Here is a 21453-nt window from a genome sequence, read left to right on the forward strand (position 1 = left end):
CGTTTTCCTCGGGGGCGGAATGCAGAGAGGCCCGGACCGTTGCGGTCCGGGCCTCTCGGGTCGGTAAAAAGACAGGAGACTCGAATTGGATGAAGATAACGATGTGTTTGTGGCGTATTCGTTTTGTGAGATGAGTCTCCTGTCAGGAGGGCTACTTCTGGGCGACAGCTACCTTGACGGTACCCGTGCGCTTCTCGCCGTAGGCGTAGGTGAAGGTGACGTCAATCGAGACGGTCTCGGTGACGGCCATCGACGTGTCGGTCGAACCCTTGACCGTCAGCAGGCCCGTTGCCGGGTCGAACGAGATGCGGTTCGTGTAGATGATGTCGGGGGTCGAGTAGCTTACCTCGGCGCCCAGCGGCGTCTTGATGTTCGTCAGAAGGCCCTTCGCGTCGGTCGTTCCGTCGTCGGTCTTCGGTGCGGCGAAGACGTTGGCGTTGTTCATATCCTTGAGCGTGAGCAGCGTCGAGATGTAGAGCGTCTGGTCGGTGGTCGTAGCTCCGATGGAACCGTCCTTGGCGGTGATGGCCTGGTCCTTAATCGGGTCGGCGATGTAGGCCGTGAACTTCTGCAGGTCGAATACCACGCCGTTGTTGTCCTCGAGCGTGACGACAATCGGCAGCTCAAGACCCTTGTACGAGCCCCACGAGAGCTTCGTGCCGCTTACGCCGGCCGTGCCGTAGTCGGCCTCCTCGTCGCTCCGGTCGATGGCGAACTTGACGCTCACGCCTGCAACGTCACCGTCGTAGAAGTAGGTGTTGACCAGGTCCTTGTTGTCTACCGAGAAGACACCGCCCTCGAGCGTCGTGGCAATCAGCACGCGGTTGTCGGCCGGCAGGTCGGAGCCGCGCTGCAGCAGGACGCCCTGCGGCTTGTTGAGCGTGAAGGTGCCGCCGAAGACAACCTCGAGGCCCCACGTGGTGGTCAGCTTGCCCGAAAGCTCGTAGGGAGTCTCGGTCTTGGCGAAGCTTACGGCGATGTTGTCCGAGCCAATCAGAATCTGCGAACCGTCCTCGGCGCGGAGCGTGTTCTCCTCCTCGGAGGTCGATACGAACTGCTTGCCGTTCAGCGCGCTCTTGAAGGTTGCGTAGTCGGCGAAGTACTTCTCGGCAGCCTCACCCCACGTGTTCCAGATAATCCGGGCGAAGTCGAGGAATACCTTGTACTGGCGCGTGTTGGGCTCGTAGGCAATCTCCTTGGTGATGAGCTGGTCGGCAACGGCGGGCAGACCCTCGACCGTGAGCGGGAACTTGACGGTAACGGTCGTACCGGCTGCGCTCTCCTTGTAGAGGGCTACGACGGTGTAGTTTCCACCTGCGATGAAGTGGTTCCGTGCATCGGTCAGCTTGAGCGTCATGCGCTGTACGTCACCCTCGGCCGACGGCTGCGAGTAGCTCTCGGCGGCAACCTGGATGTCGCTCACGGTAGCACCCTTGGCATCGGTTACGGTGAAGGTCGGCATCAGCGACTTGAGGGCGTTGAAGCGCTCGACATCGAGCTTGTTGGTGAACTCGTACTGTGCGGTGTACTCCTGCGAGCCCGAAGCGGCGGCGTAGTTCCATACGACGGGGGCGTCGAGCTGTGCGGTCTCGACCTCGGTGTCTACCGAGATGATGTTGAGCTTGGCAACGGCCTGCGTGTTGACATCGGCGTAGTTGCCGTTCTGGTCCTTCAGACGGAAGGTGAAGGCGCCCGACGTGATGACGTCACCTACCAGCTCGGGAGCCGGGGTTACGATGGCGGCCGAGGTCTCGGTCAGCTCGTAGTTCTCCTCGTGGCCGTTGTTTACCGTGGCGGCATCCTCCGGTGCAACCAGCTCGAACTGGGGAACGTTCTCCCATACGCTGTTCAGCGCCATGAGCTCCCCGTCCTGCTTCAGCACGACGGAGTAGCCCTCGAAGAAGTTGCGGACGTTCTTGTCGGTGAACTCGACGTCGGAGGCGTACTCGTTGTTCTTGAGCTCCACGTACTTGTCACCCTCGAGACGGGCAACCGTCAGATTGCCGTTGACGAGTTCCATCGTACCGCCCTCGGTGGGGATGAACTCCGAGGTGTACTCGATGCCCTGCAGGGGGTTCTCCTCGGTCGAAGCGGCGTTGTCGATGGCGACGTGGAGGGCGATTGCGAGCGTCTTGGGCTGCTCCTCAAGTCTTGCCCCGAGGTAGTCGTAGTCGGTCGAAACGACCACCACGAACTCACCCTTGGCGGCGTTCCACTCCTTCACTTCGTCGATGGTGAAGGCGGCACCCTCGGCACGGGTCATCACCTCCTCGGTCACGATGCTCAGCGTCTCGGCGTTGAGCTTCGACTCTACGGCCAGCGACGCGGGCGTTACGCGGAACTTCAGCTCGGCCTGCTGCTTCTCGGCAGCACCCAGCGAGAAGTAGGAGGTCTCACCCTCCCCGTTGGTCATCTGGATGGCGTACGATGCGGGGAATACCACCTTGCCGTCGGCATAGGCCGGAACATAGACCAGCGACTGGATGCGGTTCTCGAGGTCGGCCACGCGCTTCTCGAGCTCCTCAATCTTCTCGAGGTAGGCCTTCAGCTCGTCGCTGAGCATCTCCTTCGAGACGGTCAGACCATCGGCGCTGCCGATGAGTGCCAGGATGGCCTCCTTGTACTCCTCGTTCTGGCCCTTGATTTGCTCGAGCACGGCGTCGGCAGCACCCTCGGCGTTGACGTAGTCGTAGTCGAACTTGTAGTTGGCGATGTACTCGTTCATCTGCTCGCCCAGCCAGGAGTCCTTCTTGAACTCCTCGATGGCGGCGTCGATGAGCCCCTGCACGTCGACACCCTCGAGCTGCTCGAGGCGCGAGATGAGCTCGTTGAGGGCCGACTTGGTGGCGAATTCGTTGCGCAGCGTCTGCTCCGAATCCTTCACGGCGTTGTCGACGTAGCTCTTCAGCGTGTTTTCCAAATCACGCAGCTTCTGGGCAACGTCACCCATTCCCTCGACCGTGCCTTCGAGGGTGGAGAGGCGCGAGGAGAGGTCTTCGATGACCTCGACGGAGCTCTTCACACCGTCAATCTGGCTCTGGAGGTCCTTGATGGTGACCGTCTCCAGTTCGTCGAGTTTCTTGTTTATCGAATCGATGTCGTCGTCGTAGCTCTTGCAACCGACACCGGCCAGCATTGTTCCCGTCAGGAACAACGCAAGAAACTTTTTGAAGAATTGTTTTTTCATAGTTGATGATAATTGAGTTGTGTTGAATTGTTGTGGTTTGTCCTCTGTTGCCCTGTGGAGTTCCGCATGCGGAGCTCTGTTGTTTTTAAAAAATTAAGTTATTGTCCGTTAGTTGTTTATCTCTTTTTATGAACGTTTTCGGCGGGTGCGGTTCGCAATTTGTTGGTATCATATATGATACGCGTGGTGCAAATATAATATATAAATTTTGCACGACAAAACTTTTTATCCGATTTTTTGAAAATGACACTCGACTATCAGGAGGAAATTGTATATATCTCTTCGAGAATCAGGCAATTACGCAAGGAACGGCACCTCACCGTACAGGAACTTGCGTACCGGTGTGACATGGAGCGCTCGAACATGAGCCGCATTGAGGCGGGGAGGACCAACCTGACCGTAAAGACGATGTGTATCATCTGTAACGCACTGTGCGTGAGTCTTCGGGATTTAATCCGGTAAGCGATATACCTATAATATAAAAGAGGTCCCCTCGGGAGGGGACGCAACAAAGGGTCAAACTTGCCGGGGCTGCCACGAAAGGCCCCTTTTTTGTGCCCTTTCCGCGAGCGGAGGCGGCTGCCGTGTCCGGCGGTCGGACACGGCCCTGCTTCTCTTTGCTGCCGCCCCGGACGGGGTGCGGACGTTCCTCCTTTGCGGTCTTCGGCCGGGAGCGGATGCCTCTTGCTGCGGCCCCTTTTCGGTCCGGAATTTGGCGCTTCGCGCGGCAAACGTTATCTTTGTCGGAGAATCGAAACGATTGACCGATGAATGCAATAGACCTGGTGGTATGCCTGCTGCTGCTTCTGGCCCTCTGGCACGGCTGGAAGCAGGGCTTCATCGTGCAGGTATGCTCGCTGGCCGGCATCCTGGCCGGCATCTGGCTCGCCTCGCGCTACGGTGCGGTGGTGGGCGGCTGGCTCCGCCTCGACGAGCAGTTCGCCGCCGCGGGGGGCTTCATCGCCCTCTTCGTGGTGGTCCTCATCGTGGTGGCCATCCTGGCACGGCTGCTGCGCCGCCTCTTCCGCTTTGCCGGACTGGGGGCGGCCGACGTGCTGCTGGGGGTGGTGGTCTCGCTGGCCAAGTGCCTGCTGGCGCTGGGCGTTCTCTTCGCCGCCTTCGACCGCCTCAACGGGCAGTACGACCTGGTCGAGGAGCGCACCCTCGAGCAATCCATCAGTTACCAACCCGTCATGCACCTCAGCGAATCGCTCCTCCCCTTCGTGGAGCGGGCCTTCGGCGAGGGCGCGACCCCAAGCGACGCCGACCATGGAGACGATGCAACCCACTGAGGCCTCGGGCCTTGTCGTGCGTGCCACGGGCAGCTGGTACGAGGTGGCGAGCGGCGGCCGCACGCTCCGCTGCCGCATCCGCGGACGGCTGCGCCTGAAGGGTATCCGCTCGACCAACCCCGTGGTGGTGGGCGACGTGGTGCGCTTCGAGGAGGGCGAGGAGGGCGAAGGGAGCATCTTCGCCGTCGAACCCCGCCGCAACTACATCATCCGCCGCGCCTCGAACCTCTCGAAGGAGTCGCACATCATCGCGGCGAACGTCGACCAGGCGCTGCTGCTGGTGACGCTCTCGGAGCCGGTGACGGCCCCCGAGTTCGTCGACCGCTTCCTGGTGACGTGCGAGGCCTACAAGGTGCCCGTCACGCTGGTGCTGGCCAAACGCGACCTGCAGTCGGACGAGGCGGTGGCGGCCTTCCGCGCCGTCTACGAGGCGGCGGGCTACCCCGTGCTGGAGGTCGCGGCGCTCGAAGGGCGGGGCGTGGAGGAGGTCCGCGCGCTGCTGGCCGGCCGCACGACCCTCTTTTCGGGCAACTCGGGGGTGGGCAAGTCGACCCTCGTGCAGGCCATCGACCCCTCGCTCGACATCCGCACGGGCGAAATCTCCGAGAGCCACCACAAGGGGCGCCATACGACCACCTTCTCGACGATGTATCCGCTCGGCGACGGGGGCTGGCTCATCGACACGCCGGGCATCAAGGGCTTCGGCCTCATCGATATCGACGACGCCGAGCTGTGGCACTACTTTCCCGAGATGATGCGCCTGGCGCCCGGCTGCCGATTCTACAACTGCACCCACACCCACGAACCGGGATGCGCCGTCGTGGCGGCCGTCGAGCGGGGCGAGGTGGCGTGGTCGCGATACGAAAGTTACCTGAAAATCCTCGACGAAGATGACAAGTACCGCAAATAGGGACGTGGCGTGGTACCGCGAGCGGATAGCCCTCCTCTCCGGCTTCATGCTCCCCGCACGCTACGACGTGCTGCGGCGGACGGTCGCCATGCGTACGCGCTACATGACCATCCTGGCCGAGAATACCTTCCATCCGCAGAATGCCGCGGCGCTCATCCGCCACTGCGAGGCCTTCGGCCTGCAGCAGATGCACACGGTCGAGACCTTCTGCCGCTTCAACCCCAGCGCCGCCATCGTGCGGGGCACCGACCGCTGGGTCGACATCCGCCGCCACGGGTCGACGGCCGAGGCGCTTGCGGCGCTGCGTGCCGAGGGGTACCGCATCGTGGCGACGACGCCCCACCGCGAGGATACGACCCCCGAGTCGTTCGACGTCGGACGGGGGCGCTTCGCGCTGGTCTTCGGCACGGAGCATGCCGGCATCTCGGAGGAGGTGCTCGCGTCGGCCGACGAGTTCCTGCGCATCCCCATGTGCGGCATGGTCGAGAGCCTCAACGTCTCGGCCTCGGCCGCCATCCTTATCTACATGCTCTCGGAGCGGATGCGCCGCCAGGTCGAGGGGTGGAACATGACCGCCGCGGAGCAGGCTGCGACGCTCTACGGCTGGATGTGCCGCAGCGTCAAGGACTCGGAGGAGATACTCAAACGAACATTCGGAGAAGAATAACACCATGAATACGATTCTGCGCAAACAGTTTCTGGCCCACGTGGGCCAGACTTCGCCTTCGCCCATGCTGGTGGAGGTCGAACGGGCCGAGGGGAGTTTCTTCTACACGCCCGAGGGGCGCCGCTACTACGACCTGGTGGCGGGCGTCTCGGTGAGCAACGTCGGCCATGCCAACCGCGAGGTGGTGCGCGCCGTCCAGGAGCAGGCGGCCCGCTACATGCATGTGATGGTCTACGGCGAGCTGGTCGAGGCGCCGCAGGTACGCTACGCCGCGCGCATCGCCTCGCTGCTGCCCGGGGGACTCGAGAGCGTCTACTTCGTCAACTCGGGCGCGGAGGCGGTCGAGGGGGCCCTCAAGCTGGCCAAGCGCTTCACGGGCCGCACCGAGCTCATCTCGATGCGGCGCGCCTACCACGGCTCGACCCACGGCTCGATGAGCATGATGGGTGCCCCCGAGGGGGAGGAGTGGAAGGGTGCCTTCCGCCCGCTGCTGCCCGACGTGCAGGCCATCGAGTTCAACGACCCGGCGCAGCTCGAGCGCATCACGCGCCGCACGGCCTGCGTGCTGGTCGAGCCCGTGCAGGGCGAGGCCGGCGTGCGGGTGCCCCGGCCGGGCTACCTTGAGGCGCTGCGCCGCCGCTGCGACGAGGTGGGGGCGCTGCTCGTTTTCGACGAAATCCAGACGGGGCTGGGCCGCACGGGCGAGCTCTTCGCCATGCAGAAGTACGGCGTGGTGCCCGACATCGTCTGCCTGGCCAAAGCTTTCGGCGGGGGCATGCCGCTGGGGGCCTTCATCGCGCGCCACGAAATCATGGACACGCTGCAGTCGAACCCCACGCTGGGCCACATCACCACCTTCGGCGGCCATCCGGTCTGCTGTGCGGCGGGCCTTGCGGCGCTGGAGTATCTGCTCGACCATCACGTCGTCGAGCAGGTCGAGGCGAAGGGGGCTCTCTACGAGGAGCTGCTGCAGGGCCATCCGGCCGTGCGCGAAATCCGCCGCAGCGGCCTGCTGCTGGCCGTCGAGCTGGGCTCCTCGGAGCGGTTGTACCGCATCATGGAGCTCTTCAAGCAGGCGGGCATCATGAGCGACTGGTTCCTCTTCTGCGATACGGCCTTCCGCATCTCGCCGCCGCTGACCATCTCCGAAGAGGAGGTGCGCGACAGCGCGCGCATCATCCTCGAGTGCCTCGACCGGCTCTGACCGCCGGGCCCGCAAGAGCGACGGCCGGCTCCGGACGGTAGACCGGCATGGACGACGATGGGCTCTGAGTGCCGGGCCCGCGTGGGCGATAATGGGCTCTGAGCGCCGGGCGGGCTTGAGCAACGATGGGCTCTGAGCGCCGACCGGCCTCGTATTACCACCCACCGGCCCTGCATCACCGCCGACCGGCCCTGCATCACCGCCGACCGGCCCTGCATCTCCGCGGACCGAAGAGAGCAAAAGCCGCATCCCCAGCAACGCAGGGGATGCGGCTTTCTTATGTGTGCGGATGGCCGGCCGGCTCAGCCGCAGATGTAGACGCAGTTGTAGAGCAGCGCGGCGGCGAGTGCTCCCAGCAGCGGCCCCAGCACGGGGACCCAGCTGTAGCTCCAGCCGCTCGGCCCCTTGCCGCGAATCGGCAGCAGGGCGTGGGCCAGACGCGGCGACAGGTCGCGCGCCGGATTGATGGCGTAGCCCGTCGTGCCTCCGAGCGACATGCCGATGGCCATGATGAGCATCGTTACGGGCAGCGCCCCGAGGCTTCCCATGCCGATTTCGGGGGTGTTGGCCTCGTTGCCGATGGCCAGGATGACGAAGACCAGCAGGAAGGTGCCGACAAACTCGCAGAAGAGGTTGCGCGGCGGATTCGCGATGGCGGGCATCGTGCAGAAGACGCCGAGCTTCGTCGCAGGGTCGTCCGTGGCGTCGAAGTGGTCCTTGTAGAAGGCGTAGACGAGCACCGCGCCGCAGAAGCCGCCCAGGAGCTGCGCCACGACGTAGCCCGTCACGTGGCCCCACGGGAAGAGCCCCGCCACGGCCATGCCGACCGTCACGGCGGGGTTGAGGTGGGCCCCCGAGTAGGGGCCGGCAATCAGCACGCCGCACATCACGGCCAGGCCCCAGGCCAGCGTGACGACCACCCAGCCGCCGCCCTGGCCTTTCGAGCGGTTCAGCCCGGTTGAGGCGACTACGCCGTCGCCCAGCAGCACCAGCACCAGCGTGCCGATGAATTCGAAGATGCATTGGGTCAGAAAGTCAGGTGTCATGGCTTAATGTCGTTTGGGGGGGTCGTAATCGTGCAGCACGCGCCCCACGGCGTCGTGCCACCCTTCGAGAGCGCGGCCGACGGGCTCGCGCTCGGTGGTGGGGACGAACACCCGTTCGGCCTCCCACTGGCTGCGGATTTCGTCGAGGTCCTGCCAGTAGCCGACGGCCAGACCGGCCAGATAGGCCGCGCCGAGGGCCGTGGTCTCGGTCACGCGGGGGCGGATGACCCGCTCGCCGAGCAGGTCGGCCTGGAACTGCATGAGGAGGTTGTTGCGGGCGGCGCCGCCGTCGACCTTCAGCTCGCGCAGCGTGATGCCGGCGTCGCGCTGCATGGCGTCGACGATGTCGTAGGTCTGGTAGGCGATGCCCTCAAGCGCCGCGCGGGCGATGTGGGCCGCCGTCGTGCCGCGGCTGATGCCGCTCACCGCGCCCCGGGCGTACTGGTCCCAGTAGGGGGCCGCCAGACCCGTCAGCGCCGGCACGAAGTAGACGCCTCCCGAGTCGGGCACCGATGCGGCGAGCTCCTCTACTTCGGACGAGGAGCGGATGATGCCCAGCCCGTCGCGCAACCACTGCACCACCGAGCCGCCCACGAAGATGCTCCCCTCGAGGGCGTAGGTGACGCGCTCGCCGATTTTCCAGGCGATGGTCGTCAGCAGGTTGTTGGCCGAGACGATGGGCTTTTCGCCGCTGTTCATCAAGAGGAAGCAGCCCGTGCCGTAGGTGTTCTTGACCGAGCCGGGCTCGACGCAGAGCTGGCCGAAGAGGGCCGCCTGCTGGTCGCCCGCGATGCCGGCGATGGGGACCTTGTGGGCGAAGATGGTGGTCTTTGTGGCGCCGTAGACCTCGCTCGACGAGCGGACGGAGGGCATCATCGAGCGCGGAATGTCGAAGAGCGCCAGCAGCTCGTCGTCCCAGTCGAGCGTGTGGATGTTGAAGAGCATCGTGCGTGAGGCGTTGCTCACGTCGGTGACGTGCAGCTCGCCGCGCGTCAGACGCCAGATGAGCCACGTGTCGACCGTGCCGAACATCAGCTTGCCCTTCTCGGCGCGGGCGCGGGCCCCCGGCACGTTGTCGAGAATCCACTTGATTTTCGTGGCGCTGAAGTAGGCGTCGACAATCAGGCCGGTCCGCTCGCGGATGAATTCGGTGCGCCCCTCGGCCTTCAGTTGGTCGCAGTACTCCGAGGTGCGTCGGTCCTGCCAGACGATGGCGTTGTAGACGGGCTCCTCGCTCTCGGAGTCCCAGACGATGGTCGTCTCGCGCTGGTTGGTGATGCCGATGCCGGCGATGTTGAGTCCGTTGATGCCGATGGCGGCGATGGCTTCGGCGATGACCGAGGCCTGCGACGACCAGATTTCATGGGGATTGTGTTCGACCCATCCCGGTTTGGGGAAGTACTGGGGGAATTCGCGCTGGGCCATCGAGCGGATTTGCCCCTTGCGGTCGAAGACGATGGCGCGTGAGCTGCTCGTCCCCTGGTCGAGCGACAGAATGTATTGTTCCATAAGGCGTAGGTTGTGGTTTGTCGGTTGTCGGTCTTCCCTCCGGCGGCGTTGCGTGCGGGGCGTCGCCGGGGGATGCCCTACAAATATAGTGAAAATTCGGCAATTCGAAACGAAAGTCGCTAACTTTTTATTCGAAACAATATCCGGGGCGCTTCGAAATGAAAACGAAACGCCCCGCAACCGTTGGCTGCGGGGCAATTTTCGGGCCGGAGGGCGCTCCGGCAGAGCTTCGGAGGAGCGCCTTTGGCAGGCGCTCCGGCGGGGTGTGTGGCAGGCCCCTCGGCAGAGTCGGTCGGGGCTGGGGGCTACTCGGCGGCGTTGCGCTTGAGCCACTCCGTGCGGCGCAGGTCGGGCAGGTGGGTTACCTTGAACTGCTCGAAGCGGACGCGGAAGCCCTCGCCGTCGGGACTGGCGGCCATCGGGCCCACCATCACCGGCGTGTTGTCCTGCAGCGGGGCGTTGCGCATGAGCGTGTAGGTGCGGTCGTCGAACGAGTAGAAGATTTCGACGGCGTCGAGCCGGCGCACGGCCTTGAGCCAGATGAAGGGGACGGGGCGCTCGAGCTCGATGACGCTCCAGTCGCTGGTCGTGTGGGTCACCACGGCGCTGAGGTTGTACTTGCCGTCGACGAACTCGATGCCGGCCTTGATGTAGTTCTTGTGGTCGATGCGCAGCATGAGCCCCGCCTGGTCGAAGCGTGCGACGTAGTCGCCCGAGATTTTGATTTTGGCCTCGAACTCGCCGCCGTAGGTCGCATAGTAGAAGGGGGCGTCGTCGACCGTGAAGCCGTAGTGCGAAATGCGCCAGTAGTCGGTGTGCGGCGTGACGCGGAAGGTGAGGACGTCACCCTTGATGGACCACTCCTCGGGTTCGTTGAACCACTGCATCTTCTCCAGCGTCTGGGAGGCTGCCGCCTGGGCCGCAAGCAGGGCCAGCAGCATGAACAAGCACTTTTTCATCTCTTTTCTCTTTTTGCGTTAGTTTCGTTACCTTTGCAAAGGTAGTGCTCTCGGCAGGAAGGGGCAATACTGAGGATTAACCATTTTTTGCCGTCGGGTTATGGAACGGGAAGCCGAACGCCAGTTGAACGAAGAGCTGCTGCGCCAGTCCTTTTACGGGACCGGCGAGGAGTGCGCGGCCGAGGAGCACCGCCGCACGGCGCTCTGCTATGCGCGGACCGAAGGTGCGGTCGCCGTGCTGAGTGACCTGCGCGAACAGAGGAGCCTGGTCTGCTGCGGCGGCTTTGCCGAGCGGCTGGGGCTGGGGCTCAGCGGCGGGTCGTACGTCGTGGGCTCCATCTGGGAGGAGGAGGTGCTGCGGCGGATTCACCCCGAGGACCTGCAGCGCAAATACCTGCTCGAGCTCCGCTTCCTGCGCTGGATGAGGCAGCACCCCGCCCGGTGCGACTGCTACCTCTGCGAGCCGCTGCGCATGAGCGATGCCGCGGGCGCGAGCCTCGATGCGCTGCACCGCATGTTCTATCTGGCGGGCGACGCCGGCGAGGGCATCCGCTGGGCGCTCTGCCTCTACGGTCCCCGGAGCCTCGAGACGGCCGACGCGGTCATCGTCGACCCGCTGGCGGGGAGCGCCCTGCCGTTCGATACCCCCTCGGGCGAGACGCTCCTCTCGGAGCGCGAACGCGAGGTGCTGGGGTGGATTGAGCAGGGGCTCACGAGCAAGCAGGTGGCCGAACGTCTGGCCATCAGCGTCCATACGGTGAGCCGCCACCGGCAGAACATCCTCGGCAAGCTGCGCGTGGGCAACGTCGTCGAGGCGTGCCGCATCGCCCGCAACCTGAAGCTGCTGCCCTGAGGCGGCTCTGAGGCGGAGGCTCTGAAGTGGCGGCTCTGTGGTTGTTGTCCCGAAGCAGCGGTTTTGAAGTTGCTGCCCTGAGGCGGCAGCCCGCTGCGCCCCTCATATTTTATTTTTATATTGTCGCTCGTCCGGGCCGCACTATCTCCATTCACACCCTCCCTGTCTCCATTTTCGCCTCCTGTCTCCGCCCCTGTTTCGCCCCGCGCCGCGCCCCTTCCTTCTCCCCGCTGACTCTCCGCCTCCTTCCCTGTCCCTCCGTTCGCTTCTCCCCGCGCCCGCCTCCCCGCGCCTCGCCCCTTCCCGTGCTGCGCCTTTCTCCGCGCCCTCTCCGCGCCCTCTCCGCGCCCGCCTGCCTGCGCGTCCCTCCCGGCCTCTCCTCTCCCGTCTCCCCGCTGGCTCTCCGGTTTTTCTTCCCCCCCCCTGGAAAACCGCCCTGCGGTGCACTGCAGGGGCGGTGTTTACAATTTGTTGATTAAAAACGCGTCGCCCCGTTGGACGAACCGGCGGCATGCCCTATCTTTGTCTTCGTACAAGGTTTCCCCGCCGGCCTCCGCCGGTGCGGGATGAAAAGGGAACTCCTGTGTGATTCAGGGACTATGCCCGTAGCTGTAAGCTCCGCATCCGTCCGCACACTCTTGGCCACTGCCCCTCGGAGGGCGGGAAGGCGTGCGGCGGGGAGCAAGTCAGAAGACCTGCCTTGGGGAACATGCCGTCCGCTCTCGGGATGTGGGGCGCAGGCGGTGTACGGAACCTCTCCGCTTTCGTAATTTTTTTGCATGTGAAGCCCGCCGGGGGCTCGTGCGTCCTGTCCGCTCCTTCCGCAGGAGCCGGACGGGCCGTCGGACGACTCCGCCGGGGGCAATGTAATAACCTAAAACCGGCACAACTATGGGTATTTCGGAACTCCGCATCGTCAAGCGGGACGGCAAGCGCGAGCCGTTCTCGGTCGAGAAAATCAAGCGCGCAATCAGCAAGGCCTTCCTCTCGGTGGGGAGCTACGCCACGGACGACGACCTGACTTCGGTGCTCAGCCGCGTGCATGTCTCGGACGGCATGTCGGTCGAGGAGATTCAGAACCAGGTCGAGGTGGCCCTCATGGCCGAGCGCTACTTCGCCGTGGCCAAGAGCTACATGCTCTACCGCCAGAAGCACACCGAGGACCGCGAGGACCGCGAGAAGCTCAACTTCCTGATGGACTACTGCGACGCGAAGAACCCCGCCACGGGGTCGAAGTACGACGCCAACGCCAACGTCGAGAACAAGAACATCGCCACGCTCATCGGCGAGCTGCCCAAGCGCAACTTCATCCGCCTGAACCGCCGCCTGCTGACCGACCGCATCCGCGAGATGTACGGCAAGGAGCTTTCAGACAAGTACCTGCACCTGCTCAACAACCACTTCATCTACAAGAACGACGAGACCTCGATGGCCAACTACTGCGCCTCGATTACGATGTACCCGTGGCTGCTGGGCGGGACGCTCTCCATCGGCGGCAACTCGACGCGCCCGACCAACCTCAAGTCCTTCTGCGGCGGCTTCGTCAACATGGTCTTCATCGTCTCGTCGATGCTCTCGGGCGCCTGCGCCACCCCCGAGTTCCTCATGTACATGAACTACTTCATCGGGCTGGAGTACGGCGAGGACTACTACCTGCACGCCGACCGCGTGGTCGACCTCTCGAAGAAGCAGCGCACGCTCGACAAGGTCATCACCGACTGCTTCGAGCAGATTGTCTACTCGATTAACCAGCCCACCGGGGCGCGCAACTTCCAGGCCGTCTTCTGGAACGTCGCCTACTACGACCGCTACTACTTCGAGTCGCTCTTCGGCGAGTTTCGCTTCCCCGACGGTTCGCGCCCCCACTGGGAGTCGCTCTCGTGGCTGCAGAAGCGCTTCATGAAGTGGTTCAACCGCGAGCGGACGCGCACCGTGCTCACCTTCCCCGTCGAAACCATGGCGCTGCTCACGCGCGACGGTGACGTGATGGACCGCGAGTGGGGCGACTTCACGGCCGAGATGTATGCCGAGGGGCACTCCTTCTTCACCTACATCAGCGACAACGCCGACTCGCTCTCGTCGTGCTGCCGCCTGCGCAACGAAATCCAGGACAACGGCTTCAGCTATACGCTCGGCGCGGGGGGCGTCTCGACCGGCTCGAAGAGCGTGCTGACCATCAACCTGAACCGCTGCGTGCAGTACGCCGTGCGCAACGGCATGCACTACCTGACCTATCTGGAGGAGGTGGTCGACCTGGTGCACAAGGTCCAGACGGCCTACAACGAGAATCTCAAGCGGCTGCAGGCCAAGGGGATGCTTCCGCTCTTCGATGCGGGCTACATCAACCTCTCGCGGCAGTATCTGACCGTCGGCGTCAACGGACTGGTCGAGGCGGCCGAGTTTCTGGGCATCCCCATCACCGACAACGACGACTACGCCGGCTTCGTGCAGCAGGTGCTGGGGCTCATCGAGCGCTACAACCGCAAGTACCGCACGCGCGAGCTGATGTTCAACTGCGAGATGATTCCCGCCGAGAACGTCGGCGTGAAGCATGCCAAGTGGGACCGCGAGGATGGCTACGCCGTGCCGCGCGACTGCTACAACTCCTACTTCTATGTGGTCGAGGATGCCTCGCTCAACGTCATCGACAAGTTCCGCCTCCACGGCCGCCGCTACATCGAGCACCTGACGGGCGGCTCGGCGCTGCACATGAACCTCGAGGAGCACCTCACGCGCGAGCAGTACCGCCACCTGCTGCGCGTGGCCGCCGCCGAGGGGTGCAACTACTTCACCTTCAACATCCCCAACACGGTCTGCAACGACTGCGGCCACATCGACAAACGCTATCTGAAGGAGTGTCCCGTCTGCCACGGCTCGAACGTCGACTACCTCACGCGCGTCATCGGCTACATGAAGCGCGTCTCGAACTTCTCGGCAGCGCGCCAGCAGGAGGCCTCGCGCCGCTACTACGGCACGCTCAGGCCGGGGGAGCAGCAGGAGGAACCCATCCGCGAACGGGCATGAAGGGGCTCCGCTACCACAACTTCGACGTCGTCTTCGCCGAGATTCCCGGCGAGGTGACCCTGGCGCTCAACCTCACGGGGTGCCCCAACCGCTGCCCGGGGTGCCACAGCCCCCACCTGCAGGGGGAGGGCGGCCGTCCGCTCGACGAGCGCGAGCTGCTGGCGCTCATCGACTGCTACGGCCGCTCGGTGACCTGCCTCTGCTTCATGGGGGGCGACGCCGCGCCCGACGAGGTGGCGCGGCTGGCCGCCGTGGTGCGGCGTGCCGCCCCGGCGCTGCGCACGGGGTGGTACTCGGGGCGGCCGGAGCTGCCCGAGGGGTTCCGTCCCGGTCTCTTCGACTACGTCAAGCTGGGCCCCTGGGTCGAAGCGCTGGGGCCGCTGACGGCGCCGACGACCAACCAGCGCCTCTACCGCATCGCCCCCGACGGCACGATGAGCGACATCACCGAACGCTTCCGCCGCCGGCCGTAGCCGTGCGGGACGTTGAGGCCGGCCGCATCTCCCGAATGCGGGGCGCCGGCGCGGAGCTCCCGGTCCGGCATGGAGCCTTGGTGCGGCGAAGGTTTCGGCGCGGAATTTTCCGGCTTGGAGCGGGGCCCGCTGCGGCACGAAGGCCCCGGCACGGCTCGAAGGTTTCGGGCCGGTACGAAGCTACGACGCAGCATGGAGCTCCCGGCGCGGCACGGTACCCTCGGCCCCCGGCCCGGATTTTCCGGCGCGGTGCGGATTTTTCGGGAAAATAGCTATTTTTGTCCCGGCGGCGACCCCTCCGGAACGGTTCCGGAGGCGTGCAGCGCCGCATGAACCCTAATTGATATGAACATGATGATGAAAAGAACCCCGAACCTGCTGAAACGGTCGGGAGCCCTGCTGCTCCTCGCCGTGCTGCTCCTTCCCGCCTGCCGCGAAGGGGCGCAGAACCCGACGCTCGTCCTGAGCGACGGCATCCGCTTCTGCGAGAGCACCTATCCCTACCGCGACGGCGTGCTGGTCGCCAACTTCGGCACCGAGAGCCTCAATCCGCTCAACGACGAGGGGAAGGGCTATATCCTCTATGTCACGCCCGAACGCAGCGAGGTGGTGATTCCCGCCACGGGCGCCCTGTCGGCCCCCAAGGGGATGTTCCTGCGTGACGACCACCTCTTCGTCTGCGACGTCAACCGCGTGGTGGTCTTCAACCTTGCCCGCCCCGAGGCGGAGCCCCAGGTGGTGCGCCTGCCCGAAGGCGAGCTCTTCGTCAACGACCTGGTGGCCGACGGCAACGTGCTCTACGCCTCGGTGACCAATACGGGCCGCATCTTCCGGTTCGACATCTCGGACCTCGACGCCGTGGGTGCCCCCGAGGCGTGGCTCGACGTGCCGGGTGCCAACGGCATGCTGCTCCACGACGGAGCCCTCTACGTGGTCTCCTACCCGGCCGACGGGGTGACCACCCCGGCCAACGTCGTCTACCGCATCGGTGCGCTGGACAACCCCGTAGCCGAGCGCTTCATCGAGCTGCCGGGCCAGTACGACGGCATCGCTCTCTCGACCGACGGCCGCGCCCTGGTGGTGAGCAACTGGGCTCCGGCCTCGCTGGCGCGCATCGACCTTGAGAGCCGCGCCGTGACGCCCGTCACCCTCGAGCTCGAGCAGCCGCTGGTAGGCCCCGCCGACATGACCCTCCGCGACGGGCAGCTCTGGATTCCCGACCTGCCCAACAGCCGCGTGGTGCGCATCGCCGAGCCCTGATTGAAAGGCCGTGCAACCCGAAAAGAGGCGGACCCCACGCGCGTGGGGTCCGCCTCTCTGTTTTGTGTGCTGTCCGGTCCCGGAAAGCGGCTGTTTTTTGCGCCGGCCTTTTTTCGGCATCCGGCGCCTCCGTCCGGTGCTGTCTTCCGTTTTTCGGCCCCCGGCGGGGTGTCAATCCTCGTCGAGCAGGTTGGGGCGCAGTGCGCGCGTCCGGGCAAGGGACTGCTCCTCCTGCCAGCGGGCTATCTCGGCGAAGTTACCCGAGAGGAGCACGTCGGGAACCCGCCATCCGCGGAACTCGGCCGGCCGCGTGTAGACGGGCGGGGCCAGCAGGTCGTCCTGGAAGCAGTCCGTCAGGGCCGAGGCCTCGTCGCCCAGCGCCCCGGGGATGAGCCGCACCACCGAGTCGGCGATGACGCAGGCGGCCAGCTCGCCCCCCGTCAGCACGTAGTCGCCGATGGAAATCTCGCGCGTGATGAGGTGCTCGCGGATGCGGTGGTCGATGCCCTTGTAGTGGCCGCAGAGGATGATGATGTTCTCGAGCATCGAGAGGCGGTTGGCCTCATGCTGGTCGTAGCGCACGCCGTCGGGCGAGGTGTAGATGATTTCGTCGTAGCGGCGCTCGGCGCAGAGCTTCTCGACCAGTTCGAAGACCGGTTCGCACTTCATCACCATGCCCGCCTCGCCCCCGAAGGGGTAGTCGTCGGTGGTCTTGCGCTTGTCGTGGGCGTAGTCGTGGAGGTTGTGCACCACAATTTCGACGAGCCCCTTCTCCTGGGCCCGCTTGAGGATGGATTCGTTCAGCGGCGAGCTTACCAGCTCGGGAACGACGGTGATGATATCGATGCGCATCTGGGCAGTCGTTTGTTCGTGTTCGGTTTTTCGGGGCCGCACCGGAGCCATTTCCGTGGCCGGGCGGCGTGTGGCGGCGGGTTGTTTCGCGGGGACTGCCTCGCCGGGCCTCCCTTTGTGCGGGCTGCTTTCCGGCGGGCGGCGTGTGGCGGGCGTTTCGCGGAGTCTGTCCCGCCGGGCCTTCCTTTGTGCGGGGGCTGCCCCCGCCGAGCCTTCCTTTGTGGAACCTTTTCCGCGGCCGGGCGGCCTGTTCCGCCGGTCCTCAGTTGCGGGCGGCGCGGGGGCGGAAGATGATGTCCTTTGCGGAGCCCTCCGTGAGCGGCACCTCGCGCCCGCGGTCGAGCGTGAAGCCCTCGTAGCCCAGCTCCGTGAAGAGTTCGATGATTCGGGGTCGGTTCGCTCCCCCCGTCTCGATGAGCACCCGCGGGCGGAAGCGTTCGAGCAGCGGCCGCATCTCGCGCATGACCACCAGCTCGTACCCCTCGATGTCGCACTTGATGAAGTCGAGCCGCGTGAGCGGGGCGAAGAGCTCGCTGCCGCGCCGCATCTGGGCGGGGAACTCGTCGGAGGCCGCCTCGCCGCGCTCGTTGACGAAGTTCTGCCCCGTGCCGAAGTAGCCCTGCTCGCGCGCCGTGTCGTTGGCCATCGAGACCTCGCGCGAGGAGGCGCCCAGCGCGTAGGGGAGTATCTCGACGTTGCTGTAGCTGCCGACGTTGCGGCGCAGCACGCGGCGAATCGGCTCGACGGGCTCGACGGCGTAGACCCTCCCCGCGGGGCCCGTCAGGCGGGCCAGCGTGCGGGTGTAGTAGCCCAGGTTGGCGCCGATGTCGATGACCGTGTCGCCCGGCGAGACCAGCGCGCCGAGGTGGTAGACATACTCCGTGGCGGGGCTGCGGCGCCCCAGGCCGAGGCGCTGGCTGAGGAAGAAGAGGGCGCTCACCGTGCGGAGGTATCCTTCGAGCGGCAGCAGCCGGTAGAGCAGTTTGTGAATCGGTTTTCCCACGGTGCGGTATTTTTTATTTGCTCCCTTTGATTCGGTTACAGTTTCTGCAAAGCATCTGGCAATTCTCGACTACGGTGGTGCCGCCCTCCTTCCACGGCGTGATGTGGTCAGCCTCCATCTCTTCCAGTTCGAAATGCTTGCCGCAGTGGGCGCAAATACCCTTTTGGCGCTCATAGGCTTCACGCTTTGTCTTCTTGTCGAATGCCCGGAAACTCAGGTCTCTCAAATCCCCGCTCAGCACATATCGGTAGATACCCGATTTTTTCATGATTTCGTCGTCCTCCATCAAATCGTGAATCTGCTTTTCGAGTGCGGCGGTATCGTAGACATTTTCCCCGAACTCTTCGAACATGGCCCCCCAGTCCAGTCCCTTCATCTCCTTGCGGTATTTCGGGAAGGTCGAACGAACCCACGTGATGATTTGCATGTAGTAGGCCCACAACTTGTTCGCATTCGGGTCGTGCTGGTGTCGTGCCATGTATTCGTCGATTCCGGCCGCTCCTTCTTTCCGTGCGGCCCATTTGAGCACGGTCTCCAGATAAGTCTGTTCGATGGGATTTCCGGCCATGTAGTCGCTGCCGATTTTGTAGGCGGGGCATCCGTTTTTTGAGAAATGCCTTCGGGCGTCACTCACGAAGGGTCCGACATATACGGCGTTGCGGAGCTCTTGGTCGAGTAGCCGTTCTCCGGCGATGTTGATGACGCGGAACCAGTCGAGTTTTTCCCTGTCGGTCCCGGTACAGAAGTACACGGTGAGTCCGTAGTTGAGAAATTTTTGCTTTTCCTCGTCGGTCAGCGTCCCGAAGTAGAGGACTCCGCGGTCGGGGTCCTCGATGTTGAATTCGTGGTTGAAGAACTCGCAAATCGAGAGGGTACGCTGCTGTCCGTCAATCATTTCGTACTGGTCGTCGCCGACGACGCTCCAGTACATGATGTTGAGGGGAAATCCCTTCATGACGGTGTCGATGACTGCCTGCTGCTGTTTGAGGTCGTAGCGGAATTCGCGCTGATAGGGGGGGCGGATGTCGAGCCGCCCGCCATACCCGACGACTCCGGCATCGGGGTCGTTGAGGTATCCGTCAATCAGGTCGCGGATTGGTATGGATTTCAGTTCGATTTGCATGGGTTATTTTTTTCTTATTATAAATCGATGATATAATCTTTTGTATTCCCCATTTTGGAATAAATAAAATGCAGGCCCTCCTTGTTTGTCTTTTGGTAAATCCTTAGGTTTTGTAGTGCCTAAAAATAAGCTACATCCAATTATTTCAAACTGGTCGGGGTTGTATTTATCCAGAAAAGTAATAGGAACACCCATTAGCCCATTATAGTCATATGGAATCCATTCTGTTTTTGACACTTCTATTGCGTCATAATTTACATATTTTGGATATTCTTCGGGATTATATTGCTTATATAAGATGAGTTCTTCGTGGCGTTTTTTTATTTCCAGATTGGTAAACCAGGTAACCCCCGAAACCCGAATCATCCCTTCGCGATGGTCTCCTGCGGTCGCCGTATCCTTATATTGGGAGATAAAATGTCCAGCGCCACCTTTGAATCCATATCCGAGCCAAACTTTGTTTTGCTGGATTAGAGGGAAAAATTCTTTATAGGTCAATGCATTCTGATGCCCGATGATGATGAATTTCTTGTCGTACTGAATCAGTTGGGCGACGTATTCGCGGAAGAGCGAAAAGGGCGGGTTCGTGACGACGATGTCCGCCTCCTTGAGCAACTCGATGCACTCCGCACTGCGGAAATCCCCGTCGCCCTTCAGCGGCCGGATTCCGATTTCCGCAGGGTCGGGCAGGTGGTTGCCGTTCCGGTCCCCCTCATAAATCAGATAGACAGCCTGCTCGCTCTTGTTCTGACTGAACAAATCCACATCCTGATTCTTGTAGCAGGTCGTTATCAACCTCTTTAGTCCGAGTTTCTCGAAGTTGTAGGCGAAATAGGTGAAAAAGTTACTGACGCGCGGGTCGTCGCAATTGCACAGCACGGTCTTGCCGCGGAAATGGTCGCGGTAGTGGCGCAGCTCGTTGTTGATGTCTTCGAGTTGGGTGTAGAATTCGTCCTTTTTTGCCTCTTTAGCCTGGTTCAGATTGCGGTTTGCCATGGTTGTGCAGTTTTAATCGCGGTAGTTCACCTCGTGGTTGAGCACCTCGACGATGAAGGGGTTGTAGAGCGTCTCGTGGCCCAGCGTCGTCTCGGGTCCGTGGCCCGGATAGACGTGCACCTCGTCGCCCAGCGGCAGCAGCTGCTCGAGAATCGAGCGCATAATCCACGAGTAGTCGCCTCCGGGCAGGTCCGTGCGGCCAATCGACTCGCGGAAGAGCGTGTCGCCCGTGAAGAGCGCCTTCGACCGCGGCTCGTAGAGCGCTACGTGGCCCGGCGTGTGGCCCGGCGTGTGGATGACGCGCAGGGTCGTCTGCCCGAAGTGAAGCTCGGGCGTCGTTTCGAGGTCGATGTCCACCGTGGGCATCGCTCCGACGGGAACCCCGAATACCGAGCCGCTCACCGAGGCGTTCTCGAGCAGGAAGCGGTCCTTCGACGAGAGGGCGAAGGGGATGCCGTACTGCCGTTTGAGGAACTCCACGCCGAGCGTGTGGTCGAAGTGGCCGTGGGTGTTGGCCGCCAGCACGGGGTGCAGTCCGTGCTGCTCGATGAAGTTGCGCAGCGCCGCATTCTCGCGGTCGTTGCTGTTGCCGGCGTCGATGACGGCGCACTGGTTCGTCTCGTCCCAGAGGACGTAGGTGTTCTCCTGAATCGGATTGAAGGTCAGGCAGGCGATTTTCATGCGGGTGAAAGCGGTTTGTGGCCTGCGCCGGGCCGTCCGTGGAGGGGTCGGGCAAGGTGCGGGCCGGGTAACGCGACAAAGATAGTGCATGCGGCGCGCAAAAACAAGCAAAAACAGGTCCGCGCGGCATTTGCCCTTCGGGCCGCGGTGCGGCAGCGGGACGGAGAAGGGTCTGCGGCTGGCAGCAGGGCCGCAGAGGGTCGGTGGCTGGCAGCGGGGCGGCGGAAGGTCGGGCGGAGGGTGGCCGGCCGGAGCTTTGCGAGCGGGCGACGGCGGGTCGTCGGCAGGAGGAAGGAGGGTTGGCCGCGGCCGGTCGGATGGTCCGGGGTAGTCGGTCGGAGGGCTGTCTGTGACCGGGCGGAGAAGGGGCCGCTGTCGGAGCGGGGCGAAGAAAGCGGCCGGAGGCGGGGCGGG

At 63.6% G+C, this 21453-nt stretch carries 18 protein-coding genes and 1 riboswitch; of the genes, 9 read left to right on the forward strand and 9 right to left on the reverse strand.

Going from position 1 to position 21453, the window contains the following annotated elements; all coding sequences use genetic code 11:
• Positions 1-151 precede the first annotated feature (151 nt).
• Positions 152-3187 carry a hypothetical protein gene (locus tag C8267_RS07820; RefSeq protein ID WP_158699764.1) on the reverse strand — a complete coding sequence of 1012 codons (3036 nt, stop codon included), beginning with the start codon at positions 3185-3187 and terminating at the stop codon, positions 152-154.
• 243 nt (positions 3188-3430) lie between these two features.
• On the opposite strand from C8267_RS07820, the gene C8267_RS07825 reads away from it, so the two are divergent.
• The 5 genes from C8267_RS07825 (at position 3431) to C8267_RS07845 (ending at position 7260) form a co-directional block, all read left to right on the forward strand.
• Entirely contained in the window at positions 3431-3649 is a 219-nt protein-coding gene (locus C8267_RS07825; protein ID WP_106634280.1) for a helix-turn-helix domain-containing protein, read from the forward strand.
• Between the two features lie 305 nt (positions 3650-3954).
• The gene (locus tag C8267_RS07830) at positions 3955-4479 is read left to right on the forward strand and encodes a CvpA family protein (RefSeq protein WP_087362502.1); all 525 of its coding nucleotides are present in this window, start codon (positions 3955-3957) and stop codon (positions 4477-4479) included.
• Positions 4457-5389 (forward strand): ribosome small subunit-dependent GTPase A, encoded by a 933-nt coding sequence (gene rsgA, locus C8267_RS07835; protein WP_234025733.1) that lies wholly within the window; start codon positions 4457-4459, stop codon positions 5387-5389. The genes C8267_RS07830 and rsgA overlap by 23 nt, the downstream gene beginning before the upstream one ends.
• Complete coding sequence (locus C8267_RS07840; protein ID WP_106634281.1) at positions 5370-6056, forward strand: TrmH family RNA methyltransferase; 687 nt, start codon at positions 5370-5372, stop codon at positions 6054-6056. Before rsgA ends, C8267_RS07840 begins: the two co-directional genes overlap by 20 nt.
• A 4-nt stretch (positions 6057-6060) precedes the next feature.
• Entirely contained in the window at positions 6061-7260 is a 1200-nt protein-coding gene (locus tag C8267_RS07845; protein WP_106634282.1) for an aspartate aminotransferase family protein, read from the forward strand.
• A gap of 302 nt (positions 7261-7562) precedes the next feature.
• Here the strand turns inward: C8267_RS07845 and C8267_RS07850 are convergent, their stop codons facing one another.
• From C8267_RS07850 to C8267_RS07860, 3 genes are all read right to left on the reverse strand, one after another.
• Positions 7563-8306 carry an MIP/aquaporin family protein gene (locus tag C8267_RS07850; protein ID WP_106634283.1) on the reverse strand — a complete coding sequence of 248 codons (744 nt, stop codon included), beginning with the start codon at positions 8304-8306 and terminating at the stop codon, positions 7563-7565.
• Positions 8307-8309: 3 nt separating this feature from the next.
• Positions 8310-9815 (reverse strand): glycerol kinase GlpK, encoded by a 1506-nt coding sequence (gene glpK, locus C8267_RS07855; RefSeq protein WP_087362506.1) that lies wholly within the window; start codon positions 9813-9815, stop codon positions 8310-8312.
• Between the two features lie 305 nt (positions 9816-10120).
• The gene (locus C8267_RS07860; protein WP_106634284.1) at positions 10121-10774 is read right to left on the reverse strand and encodes a DUF1349 domain-containing protein; all 654 of its coding nucleotides are present in this window, start codon (positions 10772-10774) and stop codon (positions 10121-10123) included.
• A gap of 100 nt (positions 10775-10874) precedes the next feature.
• Between C8267_RS07860 and C8267_RS07865 the strand changes: the two genes are divergently transcribed.
• The 4 genes from C8267_RS07865 to C8267_RS07880 all read left to right on the forward strand — a co-directional run bounded on the left by C8267_RS07865 (position 10875) and on the right by C8267_RS07880 (position 16384).
• On the forward strand, positions 10875-11627 hold the full coding sequence (locus C8267_RS07865) for a helix-turn-helix transcriptional regulator (protein WP_087362508.1): 753 nt from the start codon (positions 10875-10877) through the stop codon (positions 11625-11627).
• 518 nt (positions 11628-12145) lie between these two features.
• Positions 12146-12344, forward strand: a riboswitch (cobalamin riboswitch).
• Positions 12345-12518: 174 nt separating this feature from the next.
• Positions 12519-14651, forward strand: coding sequence for an anaerobic ribonucleoside-triphosphate reductase (nrdD, locus tag C8267_RS07870; RefSeq protein ID WP_106634285.1), 2133 nt, complete (start codon positions 12519-12521; stop codon positions 14649-14651).
• A complete protein-coding gene (locus tag C8267_RS07875; protein WP_087362510.1) occupies positions 14648-15124 on the forward strand; it encodes a 4Fe-4S cluster-binding domain-containing protein in 477 nt (158 codons plus the stop codon). Before nrdD ends, C8267_RS07875 begins: the two co-directional genes overlap by 4 nt.
• A gap of 351 nt (positions 15125-15475) precedes the next feature.
• Positions 15476-16384: a hypothetical protein gene (locus tag C8267_RS07880; RefSeq protein ID WP_143256152.1), complete on the forward strand. Its 909-nt coding sequence runs from the start codon at positions 15476-15478 to the stop codon at positions 16382-16384.
• 171 nt (positions 16385-16555) lie between these two features.
• On the opposite strand, the gene trmD is transcribed toward C8267_RS07880, so the two are convergent.
• From trmD to C8267_RS07905, 5 genes are all read right to left on the reverse strand, one after another.
• A complete protein-coding gene (gene trmD, locus C8267_RS07885) occupies positions 16556-17236 on the reverse strand; it encodes a tRNA (guanosine(37)-N1)-methyltransferase TrmD (protein WP_106634286.1) in 681 nt (226 codons plus the stop codon).
• A gap of 262 nt (positions 17237-17498) precedes the next feature.
• Positions 17499-18239, reverse strand: a complete 741-nt coding sequence (locus C8267_RS07890; RefSeq protein WP_106634287.1) for an FkbM family methyltransferase — start codon at positions 18237-18239, stop codon at positions 17499-17501.
• A gap of 13 nt (positions 18240-18252) precedes the next feature.
• Positions 18253-19362: an HNH endonuclease family protein gene (locus C8267_RS07895; protein ID WP_106634288.1), complete on the reverse strand. Its 1110-nt coding sequence runs from the start codon at positions 19360-19362 to the stop codon at positions 18253-18255.
• Between the two features lie 3 nt (positions 19363-19365).
• On the reverse strand, positions 19366-20358 hold the full coding sequence (locus C8267_RS07900) for an adenine-specific methyltransferase EcoRI family protein (RefSeq protein WP_106634289.1): 993 nt from the start codon (positions 20356-20358) through the stop codon (positions 19366-19368).
• Positions 20359-20370: 12 nt separating this feature from the next.
• Positions 20371-21039, reverse strand: a complete 669-nt coding sequence (locus C8267_RS07905; RefSeq protein ID WP_106634290.1) for an MBL fold metallo-hydrolase — start codon at positions 21037-21039, stop codon at positions 20371-20373.
• Positions 21040-21453: the final 414 nt, after the last annotated feature.

Origin of the sequence: Alistipes sp. Marseille-P5061, from assembly GCF_900290115.1 — a bacterium.
Classification (GTDB): Bacteria; Bacteroidota; Bacteroidia; order Bacteroidales; family Rikenellaceae; genus Alistipes; species Alistipes excrementigallinarum.

What these genes read in the sequence shown, in the direction of transcription:
- C8267_RS07820 (WP_158699764.1), bottom strand. Translation starts at nt 3,187, where the DNA reads ATGAAAAAACAATTCTTCAAAAAGTTTCTTGCGTTGTTCCTGACGGGA.
- C8267_RS07825 (WP_106634280.1), top strand. Translation starts at nt 3,431, where the DNA reads ATGACACTCGACTATCAGGAGGAAATTGTATATATCTCTTCGAGAATC.
- C8267_RS07830 (WP_087362502.1), top strand. Translation starts at nt 3,955, where the DNA reads ATGAATGCAATAGACCTGGTGGTATGCCTGCTGCTGCTTCTGGCCCTC.
- rsgA (WP_234025733.1), top strand. Translation starts at nt 4,457, where the DNA reads ATGGAGACGATGCAACCCACTGAGGCCTCGGGCCTTGTCGTGCGTGCC.
- C8267_RS07840 (WP_106634281.1), top strand. Translation starts at nt 5,370, where the DNA reads ATGACAAGTACCGCAAATAGGGACGTGGCGTGGTACCGCGAGCGGATA.
- C8267_RS07845 (WP_106634282.1), top strand. Translation starts at nt 6,061, where the DNA reads ATGAATACGATTCTGCGCAAACAGTTTCTGGCCCACGTGGGCCAGACT.
- C8267_RS07850 (WP_106634283.1), bottom strand. Translation starts at nt 8,306, where the DNA reads ATGACACCTGACTTTCTGACCCAATGCATCTTCGAATTCATCGGCACG.
- glpK (WP_087362506.1), bottom strand. Translation starts at nt 9,815, where the DNA reads ATGGAACAATACATTCTGTCGCTCGACCAGGGGACGAGCAGCTCACGC.
- C8267_RS07860 (WP_106634284.1), bottom strand. Translation starts at nt 10,774, where the DNA reads ATGAAAAAGTGCTTGTTCATGCTGCTGGCCCTGCTTGCGGCCCAGGCG.
- C8267_RS07865 (WP_087362508.1), top strand. Translation starts at nt 10,875, where the DNA reads ATGGAACGGGAAGCCGAACGCCAGTTGAACGAAGAGCTGCTGCGCCAG.
- nrdD (WP_106634285.1), top strand. Translation starts at nt 12,519, where the DNA reads ATGGGTATTTCGGAACTCCGCATCGTCAAGCGGGACGGCAAGCGCGAG.
- C8267_RS07875 (WP_087362510.1), top strand. Translation starts at nt 14,648, where the DNA reads ATGAAGGGGCTCCGCTACCACAACTTCGACGTCGTCTTCGCCGAGATT.
- C8267_RS07880 (WP_143256152.1), top strand. Translation starts at nt 15,476, where the DNA reads ATGATGATGAAAAGAACCCCGAACCTGCTGAAACGGTCGGGAGCCCTG.
- trmD (WP_106634286.1), bottom strand. Translation starts at nt 17,236, where the DNA reads ATGCGCATCGATATCATCACCGTCGTTCCCGAGCTGGTAAGCTCGCCG.
- C8267_RS07895 (WP_106634288.1), bottom strand. Translation starts at nt 19,362, where the DNA reads ATGCAAATCGAACTGAAATCCATACCAATCCGCGACCTGATTGACGGA.
- C8267_RS07900 (WP_106634289.1), bottom strand. Translation starts at nt 20,358, where the DNA reads ATGGCAAACCGCAATCTGAACCAGGCTAAAGAGGCAAAAAAGGACGAA.
- C8267_RS07905 (WP_106634290.1), bottom strand. Translation starts at nt 21,039, where the DNA reads ATGAAAATCGCCTGCCTGACCTTCAATCCGATTCAGGAGAACACCTAC.